Genomic DNA, 12,638 nt, shown 5'->3' with positions numbered 1-12,638 from the left:
GCGCGGCGGGGGGCCGTCAGCCGGTGGCGCCGGACGAGTCCCCGCCGGTGGCGTCCGCGCCGGCGCTGCTCCCGCTGCTGCTGCCCTCGCTGCTACCGGTGCTGGTGCCGGTGCCGCCGGCGTCGCCGCCGCCGGCGGACGTACCACCCGTGGTCGGTGCGGTGGTGGGCGGCTTCGTGGTGGGGGCGGTGGTGGGCGGCTTCGTCGTGTGGGTGGGGGCCGTGGTGGGCGCTGTGGTGGGAGCCGTCGGCGAGGAGGTGGTCGGCTGGTCGGTGGGGGAGCCGCTGGCCTCGCCGGAGTCCGTGGGCTCGTCGGAGACCTGGCCGGAGGAGTCGTCGGACGGCTGGTCCGTGCTGTCGTCGGACGGCTGGTCGGCGGCCTGCGAGGTGCTGGGCGGAGGGGTGTCGTCGGTGGTGGTGCCGCCGCCCCCGCCGCCGCCCCTGGTCGCGAGGTAGACGCCGAGCGCGATGGCGAGCACCGCGGCGATCACAAAGAGCACCGGCTTGACCCAGGGGCTGCCGCCGGCCGGCGGCTTCTCGCCGTACCCGTGCACGTCGTCGTCGCCGCCGACCCCGGAGATCCCGCCGAGCAGCGGGCCGATCTCGGCGGTGGAGCCGTTCTGCGGGTGGCCGCCGCTCTGGGCGACCACGGTGGGCGCGGTGCCGGTCTGGCGGGGTGTGACGGCGGTGACCGCGCCGGTGTTCCACTGGCCGCCGGTCCAGCCGCCCTGCTGGAGGAGGGTGTGGTGGGCGTACCCGACCAGCGCCCGCATCTCCTCGGCGTTCTGGAACCGGGCCTCGGGCTGCTTGGCGAGCGAGCGCAGCACCAGGCCGTCCAGCTCCGGCGGCACCCGGTCGCTGATCTGCGACGGGAGCTGCGGCTCGTCCTGCACGTGCTGGTAGACCACCGAGAGCGGGGTCTCGCCCACGAACGGCGGCCGCAGCGTCAGCAGTTCGTACAGCAGGCAGCCGGTCGCGTACAGGTCGCTGCGGTGGTCGACGGTCTTGCCGAGCGCCTGCTCGGGGGAGAGGTACTGCGGGGTGCCCATCACCATGCCGGTCTGCGTCATGGTGCTGGCCGCCCCGTGCAGCGCCCGGGCGATGCCGAAGTCCATCACCTTGACCGCGCCGGTGGTGGTGATGATGACGTTCGCGGGCTTGATGTCGCGGTGCACGATGCCGGCGCGGTGGCTGTAGGCGAGCGCGTCCAGCACACCGGAGACGATCAGCAGCGCCTGGTCGACCGGCGGCGGGGTGGGCCCGGTGAGTAGGTCCTTGATGGTGTGGCCCTCGACCAGCTCCATCACGATGTAGGGGACGGTACCCGTACGGGTGATGTCCTCGCCGGAGTCGTAGACCGCGACGACCGCGTGGTGGTTGAGGCCGGCCACCGACTGGGCCTCGCGGGTGAAGCGGGCCCGGGCCACCTGGTCCTCGGCGAGGTCGGAGCGCAGCAGCTTGACGGCGACGATCCGGCCGAGCCGGACGTCCTCCGCCGCGAAGACCTCGGCCATGCCGCCGCGCCCCAGCCGTCCGGTCAGCCGGTACCGGCCGTCGCCGATCACCGCTCCGGGGCCCCAGGGACCGCCTGCCTCCGACGGTTCGATGCCGGCGGCCGTCTCGTTCGGGTCGACCATCAGTCCTCGTCGTCCGTCCATGTCGTGCGAGCCGTGTGGCTGCGGGCCTGTCGTACGCGTCGCTGCTGTCGCTGTCCTGGTGCGCCACCGTACCGCTTTTCCGCAGGGTGATCCGGTGCGCGTCCGGCTGCCGTACAAAGGTCACCGCATTGTGCGCGGACGATGCGTATCAGGTGACGAGATGGTCAACGAACTTGACGTGCAGGTGCGATAAGCGAGACTTGGCGGGCAAGCTCGGGGACTGGTCTGTCCCGGTCCACTTCCAGGGGGTAGCAGTACTGATGAGCGGGGACGCCACACAGGGCGGGTTCACGGGGCGCTCGGTCGGCGGCGGGCGGTATGTACTGCGCGACCTGCTCGGGCAGGGCGGAATGGCGTCCGTACACCTGGCACACGACACGGTGCTGGACCGGCCCGTGGCCGTCAAGACCCTCCACACCAACCTCGGCACCGAGCAGTCGTTCCGGGAGCGCTTCCGCCGCGAGGCCCAGTCCGTCGCCAAGCTCAACCACACCAACATCGTCTCGGTCTTCGACTCCGGCGAGGACATGATCGACGGCCAGATGGTGCCGTACATCGTGATGGAGTACGTCGAGGGCAAGCCGCTGGGCGACGTACTGGCCGCGGACATCGCCCAGTTCGGCGCGATGCCCGCCGACAAGGCGCTGAAGGTCACCGGCGATGTGCTGGCCGCGCTGGCGGTCAGCCACGAGATGGGCCTGGTGCACCGCGACATCAAGCCGGGCAACGTGATGGTCACCCGGCGCGGTGTGGTCAAGGTGATGGACTTCGGCATCGCGCGGGCCATGCAGTCCGGTGTGACGTCGATGACGCAGACCGGCATGGTGGTCGGCACCCCGCAGTACCTCTCGCCCGAGCAGGCCCTCGGCCGCGGCGTGGACGAGCGCTCCGACCTGTACTCGGTCGGCTGCATGCTCTTCGAACTGCTCACCGGGCGGCTGCCGTTCGACGCGGACTCGCCGCTGGCCATGGCCTACCAGCACGTGCAGGAGACCCCGCCGGTCCCCTCCACGGTCAACCAGGCGCTGGGCCCGGCCATCGACGCGCTGATCGCCCGCGCGCTGCGCAAGAACCCGGCCGAGCGCTTCCCGACCGCCGACGCGATGCACGACGAGATCGAACGGGTGCTGGGCGCCACGCAGAGCGGGGCCATGCCGGTGATCACCGGCAACCCGGTGGGCGGCAACCGCGGCGAGGGCGTGGCCGCGTCGGTCTTCCCGGCCCAGCCCGGTCAGGTGCCGCCCCCGGCGCAGCAGGTCCAGACGCCGTACGCGCCGACCCCGCAGCCGGGCTACGGGCCGACGACCCCGCCGCCGTCGGCGTACGGCTACCCGCAGCAGGGTGCCCAGACCCCGCCGCCCACCCCCGCGTACAACCTCGCGCCGGCCCCGGTGCCGCAGCAGCACCCGATGAACGGCCCGGGGGTCCCCGGCGGCCCCGGCATGGGCGCGCCGAACCGGCCGGGCCGTGGCGGCGGCCGGTCGTCCAACACCCCGCTGGTCGTGGGCGTCGTGGTGGCCGTGGTGGCGATCGCGGTGATCGTGGGCGTGGTCGTCGCCATGACCGGCGGCGGGGGCGGCGACACCACCGCGGACCACACCGCCCAGCCGGACGTCAAAACCAGCACGTCGGCGACGGCCAGCGCGTCCGCGAGCGACGACGTGGTCCAGGGCGACCAGACCCGCACCATCGAGACCAACGAGTGCACCGACGCCCACAACGACTTCATCAACCCGGACAAGCCCGACGTCGCCACGATGCCGGACTTCCACACCGACTACGTCGACTCGGTCGTCGCCTGTATGAAGGCCGCGGGCTGGAAGTACACCATCAAACACACAAACGAGCAGCTGTGGGGCAAGGGCTCCGTGACGAGCCAGTCGCCGTCCGCCGACGACGACTACGACCCGAAGACCGACGGCCCGGTGACCATCTGGGTGTCGACGGGCAAGAGCTCCGACTGACCGCCGGCCGCCAGGCCGCGCACCCCCGCACCCCCTGCACATGGCGAAGGGGCCCTCCTCCCGCGGGAAGAGGGCCCCTTTCGCTGTCGCTCACGGTGTCACCGCCGGGCGGCGCTCACAGGTAGGGCCCGCCGGAACGGCCCGCCGGACCGCCCTGCTGCTCCTCCTCGAGGCCCCCTGCGCCGGGCGGCAGGGCGCGCCGCATCTGCTCCAACTGGGCCCGCGCGGCCATCTGCTGGGCGAACAGCGCGGTCTGGATGCCGTGGAAGAGCCCTTCGAGCCAGCCCACGAGCTGCGCCTGCGCGATCCGCAGCTCCGCCTCGCTGGGCACGCTGTCGTCGGTGAACGGCAGCGACAGCCGCTCCAGCTCCTCGACCAGCTCCGGGGCGAGCCCCGCCTCCAGCTCCTTGACCGAGCCCGCGTGGATCTCCTTCAGCCGGACCCGGCTGGCCTCGTCGAGAGGAGCCGCCCGCACTTCCTCCAGGAGCTGCTTGATCATGCTGCCGATCCGCATCACCTTCGCCGGCTGCTCGACCATCTCCGTCACCGGGATCTCACGGGGCTCCTCGCCCTCGCCCGGCGAGCCGCCGAGCGCCATCCCGTCCGGCCCGACGACCAGGACCTGCGGGTTCTGCGCGTTCTCCGTCGACCGTTCGTTCATCGGCATCTCCATACGGCCATTGTCCCGCAGTGGCGCCGCGAGCCACGACCCCGGGACTGCGCACGGCCCGCAGCCGTTGTCCACCGCGGCCGGACGCCGGTCACGGGCGGCGGTCACGGGCGGCGCAGCCGCACCCCGAGGAACCCCAGCCCCAGCCCGACCAGCACCAGGCCGGTGCCGAGCGTCGTCACCCGCGGCACCGGGCGGCTCGCGGTGACGAGCGGCACCGCCTGGTCGGCCTGGTCGGCCTGCTCCGCGGCGGGCCGGGCCGCGCCCGCCTGGGACGACGGCAACGGAGTGGCGGCGGGCTCTCCGGCGCCGGTGCCGGCCGGGGCCTGGGGCGCGCCGCCGGTGGTGGGGCGGTGGAGCGGGGTGTGCGGGGGCCGGGGCGCGCGGGGGGTTCCGGCGGCGGGCGCGGTCCGCGTCTTCGCCGTTGCTTCTGTCTTCGCCTTCGCCTTCGCGGTGGGCGCGGCGTGGCCGGGGTGGTGTGGTGCGGGGGCGGTGGCGGGCGCGGCCGGACGGGCCGGGGTCTGCGCGGGGTGGGGCGCGGCCGGGCCGGCGGGGGCGGGCGGCGCGGCGGGCGCCGGGGGAGCGGTGGCGTCCGGTACGGCGGTGCCGCCGGCGGCGAAGCCCGGCAGCGTCAGGCCGGTGCCGGTGCCGGTGCCGGTGCCGGTCAGGGGCAGCGGGCGCGGCAGGACGGGGGCCTGCGGACGGGCGGCGGGCGGCACGGTGGGGCCGCCGGGAGCGGCGGACCCGGCGTGCGGACCGGACGCAGGACCGGAGCCGGCCCCGGAACCCGCGGCCGTACCCGTACCGGAACCCGCGGCGGAGGGGGCCGAGGGTGCCGGTCGAGGTGCGGCCGGGCCGGGGCGGCCCGGACTGTGCTGCTGATGTGCGCCCGGGTGCGGCGCGCCCTCGGCCGCCCACGTCGGCGCCGCCGTACCGAGCAGCGCGGCGCCCAGCACCGCCGTGCCCACCGCCGCTTGCCGAACCCGGCCCCGCCTGTGCTCCGCCGCCCACCGCACGTTCGCGCCTCCCGCACCCGCCGTGTATAGGACAAGCGTCACATGATGTGGCGAATACGGCATTACGGGCGGGCGGTGGTACGTCCGCGGCTCGCCGTTCTCAGACCGTCAGCAGGATCTTCCCGATGTGGGTGCTGGACTCCATCAGCCGGTGCGCGTCGGCGGCCTGGGCGAGCGGGATCGCGCGGTCGACGACGGGCCGCACCGTGCCCGCTTCGATCAGCGGCCAGACGTGCTGGCGGACCGCGGCGACGATCGACGCCTTCTCGGCCGGCGGGCGGGCGCGGAGCGTGGTGGCGGCGACGGCGCCCCGCTTGGCCATCAGCTTCGCGAGGTTCAGCTCGGCCTTCACGCCGCCCTGCATGCCGATCACCACCAGGCGGCCGCCGGGCGCGAGCGCGTCGATGTTGCGGTCCAGGTACTTCGCGCCCACCAGGTCCAGGACGACGTCCGCGCCGTCGGGGCCGAGCTCGGCGACGAAGTCCTGCCGGTGGTAGTCGATCAGCTGGTCCGCGCCCAACTCCCGGCAGGCGTCGAGCTTCTCCGGGCTGCCCGCGGTGACCGCGACCCGCGCGCCGACCGCCTTCCCGAGCTGGATGGCCATGGTGCCGATCCCGCTGGACCCGCCGTGCACCAGCAGCGTCTCGGTGGGCCGCAGATGGGCCACCATGAACACGTTCGACCAGACGGTGGCGGTGACTTCGGGCAGCGCGGCCGCCGTCACGAGGTCGACGCCCTTGGGTACGGGGAGCAGTTGGCCGGCGGGCACCGCCACCTTCTCGGCGTAGCCGCCGCCCGCGAGCAGTGCGCACACCTCGTCGCCGACCGCCCAGCCGGACACGCCGGGGCCGGCGGACACGATCCGGCCGGAGCACTCCAGCCCGGGGTAGGGCGCGGCACCGGGCGGCGGGTCGTAGTGGCCCTGCCGCTGGAGGAGGTCGGCGCGGTTCACCGCGGCGGCCGCGACCTCGACCACGACCTCACCGGTGCCGGCCACCGGATCGGGTACGTCCGCCCAGGTCAACGCGTCCGGGCCGCCGGGCTGGGGAATCGTCATCGCGTACATGCGAAGGCAGGCTACTCCGCCGCGGGCCGCTCCCCCACGAGCGCGCGGGGCCTGTCGCCGGCCAGCACGGCCAGGGTGTCGCGCAGCCAGCGGTGCGCGGGGTCGGCGTCGTGGCGTACGTGCCAGGACATGTCGAACCTCACCGCGGGCAGGCGCAGCGGGATCTCGTGCACCGCCAACCGCAGTGCGGCGGCGGCGCGTTCGGCGAACCCGGAGGGCACGATCGCGTACGCGTCGGTCTCCAGCGCGAGGAAGCAGGCCGCACCGAAAGTCGGCACCGTGGCCAGCACCCGCCGTTCCAGGCCGAGTTCGGCGAGCCGGTCGTCGATGACGCTGCGGGCGCGGCCGTGCCGGGAGACGGTGACGTGGGGGAGGGCGACGAAGCCGGCGGGGGAGAGCGGGGCGGTTCCCGGGCCGCGCGCGGGGGAGTCACCCCCGGGCCGTACAGCGGCGACGTACCGGTGCTCGGCGAGGTGGGCGGTGCGCACGTCCGGCGGAGTCTCGGGCAGGGCGCCGAGGTCGAGGTCCACCCGGTCGCGCAGGTCAGCCGGGTCCTCGTCGCCCTCGGGCAGGATGCGCAGCCGCACCCCCGGCGCCTCGCGGGCGACCCTGGCGAGCAGCGCGGCGCCGAGTACCACGGCCACGCTGTCGTTCGTCCGGATCACGAAGTCCCGCTGCACCTCGGCGAGGTCGACCGGGGGAGGCGGGCGCAGCGCGGCCAGCGCCTGGCCGAGCGCGGCGGCCACCTGCGGGCGCAGTTCCCGGGCCCGCGGGGTCAGCGCCATCCCGCGGCCCGAGGGCACCAGCAGCGGGTCGCCGACCACCCGGCGCAGCCGGGCCAGGGTCCGGCTCATCGCGGACGGGGAGACGTTCATCACGGCCGCCGCGCCTGTGACGCTGCCCTCGCGGAGCAGCGCGTCCAGGGCGGGCAGCAGGTTCATGTCCGGCAGGAGCATGCGGCCAGTCTCGCACCGAACATTGCGTGCCATGCAATGGTCGTATGACAACCAGGACCTTGTGATCAACGGTGGCCGGATTGCACGCTGAACACGTGATCAACGCACCGAAGCACTCGGGACCTGGACAGCAGCGCACGGACCAGGGCGCAAGCGCGGACCTGGACATCGGTCCGGGGGCCCGGACCGGGATCAGCCCGCGGCAGCGCGCCGTCGGCCTGCTCGTGGCCGGCTGCTTCTTCATGGAGAACCTCGACGGCACCATCGTGTCCACCGCCGCGCCCCGGATCGGCGCGTCCCTCGGCGTCTCCGCCACCGCGGTCGGCCTGGTCGTCACCGCCTACGTCCTCACCCTCGCCGTCCTGGTGCCGCTGAGCGGCTGGCTCACCGCGCGGTTCGGTGCGCGCCGGATCTTCCTCTCGGCGATCGTGCTCTTCACGGCCGCCTCGCTCGCCTGCGCCGCCGCGTCCGACCTCGGCGAACTCGTCGCGCTGCGCGTCCTGCAGGGCGCGGGCGGCGCGATGATGGTGCCCGTCGGACGGCTGGTGGCCCTGTCGGGGGCCGCCAAGCCCGACATCCCGCGGATCGTGTCGTACATCGTGTGGCCCGCGCTGATCGCGCCGGTGGCGGCGCCGCTGCTCGGCGGTGTGATCACCACGTACGCGAACTGGCACTGGCTGTTCCTGATCAACATCCCGCTCGGGCTGGTCGCGTTCGCCGCCGCCTGGCGGCTGATCGAGGGCGGCCCGGCCACCGGGACGGGCCCGCTGGACTGGCTCGGGCTGGTCTGGACGTCGGCGGGGCTGGGCGCGCTGACGTACGCCGGGCACCTGCTGGCGGACTCCGGCACGCCGCTGCCGCTCGCCGCCGGTCTCGGCACGGCCGCCCTGCTGCTGATCGCGCTCGCGCTGCGGCACCTGCGGCGGGCCGCGCACCCGCTGATCGACCTCGGCACGCTCACCACGCACACGTTCCGCGCGTCCGTCTCGGGCGGCTCGGCCTTCTGGATCTCGGTCGCCGCGGTGCCGTTCCTGCTGCCGCTGCTCTTCCAGGAGGTCTTCGGGTGGAGTGCGGTGCGCTCGGGCGCGCTGGTCCTCTTCGTCTTCGTCGGCAACATCGGCATCAAGCCCGCGACCGGCTTCCTCTTCGGCCGCTTCGGCTACCGCACGATGCTGGCCGCCTCCGGTGTGGTGCTGGCCGCCACCATGGCCGGCTGCGCGTTCCTCACCTCGGGCACGCCCCTGTGGCTGATCGGCGCCCTCGTCACCCTCAGCGGCGCCGCCCGCTCCGTCGGGCTGACCGGCTACAACACCCTCGCATTCGCCGACGTGCCCGCGGACCGCATGCGCGACGCCAACACCCTCAACGCGACCGCCACCCAGACCGCCGCGGGCCTCGGCGTCGCCGCCGCCCCCGTCGCCCTCCGCATCGGCTCCCCCCTGACCCACCACCTCCTGGGCCACACCTCCCCCGCCCTCTCCTACAGCGCCGCCTTCGCCCTACTCGCCCTGCCCGCCCTCGCCGCCACCACCAACGCCACCCGCCTCCCCGCGACCGCCGGCGACGTCCTCCGCCGCTGACCCGGCAGGGCGGCGGCGGGCGCGCGGGCACGGCCGGGTCTCAGGTCGTCCGGTGGATCGCGATCAGCCGGTCCCCCGCCCGCAGCGCCCCCAACTGCGGGTCGTCATGGCCGAGCAGTTCCTCCCCGCGCCGGACCGACACCACCAGGTCCGCCAACTCCCTGGGCGCGCTGCCGACTTCGGCCGGCTCCACCGCCCGCTCGATGAGATCCAGCCCGCTGCCGTACGTGATGAGGTCGTCCATCACCCGGCCCGCACTCGGACTGAGCATCGACATCCCGAGCAGCCGCCCCGCCGCACTCGAACTCGTGATCACCGCGTCGGCCCCGGACTGCCGCAGCAGCGGCGCGTTCTCCTCCTCGCGCACGGACGCCACGATCCGCGCCGTGCCGTTGAGCTGCCGCGCCGTGAGCGTGACCAGCACCGCGGTGTCGTCGCGCTGCGCGGCGATCACGATCTGCCGGGCCCGGCCGACCTCCGCCCGCAGCAGCACCTCGTTGCGGGTCGCGTCGCCGCTGACCGTCACGAACCCCTCGTCGGCCGCGGCCTGCGCCACCTTCGGCACCGGGTCCACCACCACGATCCGCCCCTGCGGCACGCCCCGACCGATCAGGGTCTGCGCGGCGGACCGCCCCTTCGTCCCGAACCCGACGATCACCACATGGTCGTGCAAGGCGCTCCTCCAGCGCTTGAGCCGGTACTGCTCCCTGGTGCGCTCGGTCAGCACCTCCAGGGTGGTCCCGACCAGGATGATCAGGAAGACCACCCGCAGCGGCGTCACCAGCAGCGTATTGGTCAGCCGCGCCGCGGTGCTGTACGGGACGATGTCGCCGTAGCCGGTCGTGGACAGCGTCACCGTCGAGTAGTAGAGCGCGTCCAGGAACGACAACGAGCCGCCCGCGGCGTCGTGGTAGCCGCCGCGGCCGACGTAGACGACGGCCACGGTGATCACCAGCACCAGCAGCGCGAGCAGCAGCCGGCGGATCACCTGCTTGAGCGGCCCGGCCGCTGGACGCGGGAGCAGCACCCGGTAAGCGGTGCGGACCCCACTGCCGCCCTCGACACCGCCGTGACCCGCGAAGTCGCCCTCGGGGTACGGCGGATACGGCTCCGGGCCCGTCCCGTCCGCGCCGCGGGAACCACGGGGCAGCCTCACCGCGCGCTCCCCCGAGCCGTGTCGGCCATCCCGATGTCCAGCACCTTGACCTCCTGACCCGCCGCCGCCCCGCCCGGCGGCACCACCGCCATCCCGTGGGCGCCGGCCAGCCCGCGCAGCATCGCCGAACCGGCGTGGCGCAGCGGCCGCGCGGCCGCCCGGCCGTCGAACACCACCGGCACCAGGCGGGTGTCGCTGGCGTGCCCGCCGACGTCCTCGGTGAGCGGCGCGGTGTACGACGCGGGGGCGGGGTGTCCGCCGAGCGTACGCAGAAGGGGCGCGACGAGCGTCAGCACCCCGGCGGCCGCGGCGAGCGGGTTGCCCGGCAGGCCGATGAAATGGCTTCTGCGGGGCGGGACTTCGGCCCCGGTGTCCTCCCTGTCCGCAGCCGCCGCGGTGCCGCCCGGGCCCGGGGTCCCGTACGGGCCGCACGGGAACTCGGCGAGCAGCATCGGGTGCCCCGGCCTTACGGTCACCCCGTCCACGCGCAGCCGCGCGCCGAGCCGGGCCAGCGCGCCGTGCACGTGGTCGCGCGGGCCGCTCGCGGTGCCGCCGGTGGTGACCACCAGGTGCGCGCCGCGGGTCGCGACGGCATCGGCGATCGCCGCGCGCAGCGCCTCCGCGTCGTCCGGCAGCGTCCGTACGGCGACCACGTCCGCGCCCAGCGCGCGCAGCCACGGCGGCAGCATCGGGCCCAGCGCGTCGCGGACCAGGCCCTTGCCCGGCCGGCCCGCGGCCAGCAACTCGTCGCCGAGGACGAGCAGTTCGACCCGTGGCCGGGCCACCACCGCCAGGTCGTCGTACCCGGCGGCCGCGGCGAGCCCCAGCACCGCGGGTGTCACCGTCGCCCCCGCGGGCAGCAACTCCTGGCCCGCACGGCACTCCTGGCCGCGCCTGCGCACCTCCTGGCCCGGCACCGGCACCGGCTGGTCCGCGGCGACCTGCAACCACTCGCCGTCCGGCCGCAGTTCGACCGCGCCGTGCTCGTTGCGCAGCACCGCCACGGCACCCGGGGGGAGTTCGGCTCCGGTCGCCACCCGCACCGCGTGCCCGTCGGCGAGGTGGGCATGCGGCGCCTGGCCGGCGAGCACCTGCCCGGTCAGGTGCCAGGGCCCGGGGCCGGCGAGCGCCCAGCCGTCCATCGCCGAGGAGTCGAACGGCGGCAGGTCCGTGAGCGCCGCCAGGCCGTGCGCGAGCGCGGTGCCCAACGCCTCGTCGCTCAGCGGGACATGCACCGGGTCCAGCCGGCGCGCGGCGGTCAGCGCGGTGTGGCGCGCCCTGAGCCAGGCGGTGCCCGACCGCCGGAAGACGGTCGAGGCGGGGGCGTGCAGGTGCGGGGCGCTGTCGGGGTCGGAGTCGGGGTCGGAGTCGGGGCCGGGGTCGGCGCCGGTCTCCGGTGCGGCGGGGGCCGGGTGGGTGCGGCGGCGCAGGTAGTCGGTGAGGCCGAGGCCCTCCAGGTACGCACGCACCGAAGGGTCGGCGGTCAGCTCCGCGAGGCTGGGGTCCATGTCCTCGGCGGCGGGCGGGGCTTCGGGGGAGCCGTTGCCGTCGGGTCCGGTGCCGGGGCCTGGCGAACTCATTCCGGGGCGCCCTCGGTGCCGGCCCTCGGTCCGTTCTGCTCCGCCGCGGCAGCTTGTTCAGCCTGTTCGGCCTGTTCGGCCCACCGTACGGCCAGTGCCGCGGCCTTCTCCGCCGCCGCGCGCACCTCGTCCGGGCCGCCGCCCGCGCGGCCTGCGGCATAGCCGACGAGGAACGTGGTCAGCGGCGCCGCCGGCCGCGCCACCCCGTGGGCCGCGTCGCGGGCGAGGTCGAGCAGGACGCCGGTGTCCACCTCGAGGTCGATGCCCAGTTCGGTCTTGGCTGCTGCGATCCATTCGTCCAACACAGGCCCATCGTCCCTGATCCCGGCGCGGGCGCCACGCAGGCTCACCCCTCGGGCCGGCGCTCCAGGCGGGCCCGGGCCGCCGCGACGTCCGCCCAGGTGTCGCAGTCGAAGGAGGCGTCGCCGGTCGGGTCGGCCATCCTGCGCAGCGCCAGCCCGCCGGTGAGCAGCCGCAGCGGCAACCCGCCGAGGCTGCCGTACTCCCCCGCGAGCAGCGCCAGTTCGCGGCGCAGCGGCTCCACCCGGTAGGCGGCGGCGAGCGGTTGGTCCCGCCCGTCGGCGTCGGTGAGCAGCACCCCGTCGGCCCCGCGCTCGGCGGCGGCCGCGGTGTCCGCCAGCGCGCCGACCGCGGCCGGGGTCAGGAAGGGCAGGTCGGCGGCGAGCACCACGACCACGTCCGCGCCCGGCGTGTCCGGCCCGGGGGCGTCCAGCGCGGCGAGCCCGGCGGCCAGCGCCGGGACCGGTCCGCCGCCGGGCGGTTCCTCCCGGACCCAGCGCACCGGCCGGGCGGTCGGCCGCCGGGGGCCGACCACCACCGTGGCGCCCGCGGCCGCGCAGGCCGCGAGCACCCGGTCGAGCAGCGGGCGGCCGCCGACCGCCAGCGCGGGCTTGTCGGTGCCGCCGAGCCGGCGGGCGGCGCCGCCGGCCGGCACCACCGCGTCGTAGCGCGTCGTCATGCCCGCGAGTATGC

General features: G+C 75.3%; 9 protein-coding genes and 1 pseudogene. 2 read left to right on the top strand and 8 right to left on the bottom strand.

Annotated elements, in window-relative coordinates; translation table 11 throughout:
- Positions 1–16 precede the first annotated feature (16 nt).
- Positions 17–1,657: a protein kinase domain-containing protein gene (locus AC3ERT_RS03230; protein ID WP_435172522.1), complete on the bottom strand. Its 1,641-nt coding sequence runs from the start codon at positions 1,655–1,657 to the stop codon at positions 17–19.
- A gap of 260 nt (positions 1,658–1,917) precedes the next feature.
- On the opposite strand from AC3ERT_RS03230, the gene AC3ERT_RS03225 reads away from it, so the two are divergent.
- Positions 1,918–3,621: a Stk1 family PASTA domain-containing Ser/Thr kinase gene (locus tag AC3ERT_RS03225; protein ID WP_435172521.1), complete on the top strand. Its 1,704-nt coding sequence runs from the start codon at positions 1,918–1,920 to the stop codon at positions 3,619–3,621.
- 115 nt (positions 3,622–3,736) lie between these two features.
- Here the strand turns inward: AC3ERT_RS03225 and AC3ERT_RS03220 are convergent, their stop codons facing one another.
- The 4 genes from AC3ERT_RS03220 to AC3ERT_RS03205 form a co-directional block, all read right to left on the bottom strand.
- Entirely contained in the window at positions 3,737–4,294 is a 558-nt protein-coding gene (locus tag AC3ERT_RS03220) for a bacterial proteasome activator family protein (RefSeq protein WP_335971917.1), read from the bottom strand.
- A 101-nt stretch (positions 4,295–4,395) separates the two neighbouring features.
- Positions 4,396–5,259, bottom strand: coding sequence for a hypothetical protein (locus AC3ERT_RS03215; RefSeq protein WP_435172519.1), 864 nt, complete (start codon positions 5,257–5,259; stop codon positions 4,396–4,398).
- A 148-nt stretch (positions 5,260–5,407) separates the two neighbouring features.
- Complete coding sequence (locus tag AC3ERT_RS03210; protein ID WP_335971912.1) at positions 5,408–6,373, bottom strand: NAD(P)H-quinone oxidoreductase; 966 nt, start codon at positions 6,371–6,373, stop codon at positions 5,408–5,410.
- An 11-nt stretch (positions 6,374–6,384) separates the two neighbouring features.
- Positions 6,385–7,329, bottom strand: coding sequence for a LysR family transcriptional regulator (locus tag AC3ERT_RS03205; protein ID WP_435172517.1), 945 nt, complete (start codon positions 7,327–7,329; stop codon positions 6,385–6,387).
- A 95-nt stretch (positions 7,330–7,424) separates the two neighbouring features.
- On the opposite strand from AC3ERT_RS03205, the gene AC3ERT_RS03200 reads away from it, so the two are divergent.
- Positions 7,425–8,909 carry an MFS transporter gene (locus AC3ERT_RS03200; protein WP_435172516.1) on the top strand — a complete coding sequence of 495 codons (1,485 nt, stop codon included), beginning with the start codon at positions 7,425–7,427 and terminating at the stop codon, positions 8,907–8,909.
- 40 nt (positions 8,910–8,949) lie between these two features.
- Here the strand turns inward: AC3ERT_RS03200 and AC3ERT_RS03195 are convergent, their stop codons facing one another.
- The 3 genes and pseudogenes from AC3ERT_RS03195 to AC3ERT_RS03185 all read right to left on the bottom strand — a co-directional run bounded on the left by AC3ERT_RS03195 (position 8,950) and on the right by AC3ERT_RS03185 (position 12,624).
- Positions 8,950–9,936: a potassium channel family protein gene (locus tag AC3ERT_RS03195; RefSeq protein WP_335972226.1), complete on the bottom strand. Its 987-nt coding sequence runs from the start codon at positions 9,934–9,936 to the stop codon at positions 8,950–8,952.
- 125 nt (positions 9,937–10,061) lie between these two features.
- Positions 10,062–11,645, bottom strand: coding sequence for a molybdopterin molybdotransferase MoeA (locus AC3ERT_RS03190; protein WP_435172514.1), 1,584 nt, complete (start codon positions 11,643–11,645; stop codon positions 10,062–10,064).
- Positions 11,642–12,624, bottom strand: a pseudogene (locus tag AC3ERT_RS03185) (NTP transferase domain-containing protein). The gene AC3ERT_RS03190 and the pseudogene AC3ERT_RS03185 overlap by 4 nt, the downstream one beginning before the upstream one ends.
- Between the last annotated feature and the right edge of the window lie 14 nt (positions 12,625–12,638).

The organism is Actinacidiphila sp. bgisy145 (assembly GCF_057708125.1).
Note: the sequence above shows the minus strand (reverse complement) of the source record. Positions and strands in the feature narration are given on the sequence as shown.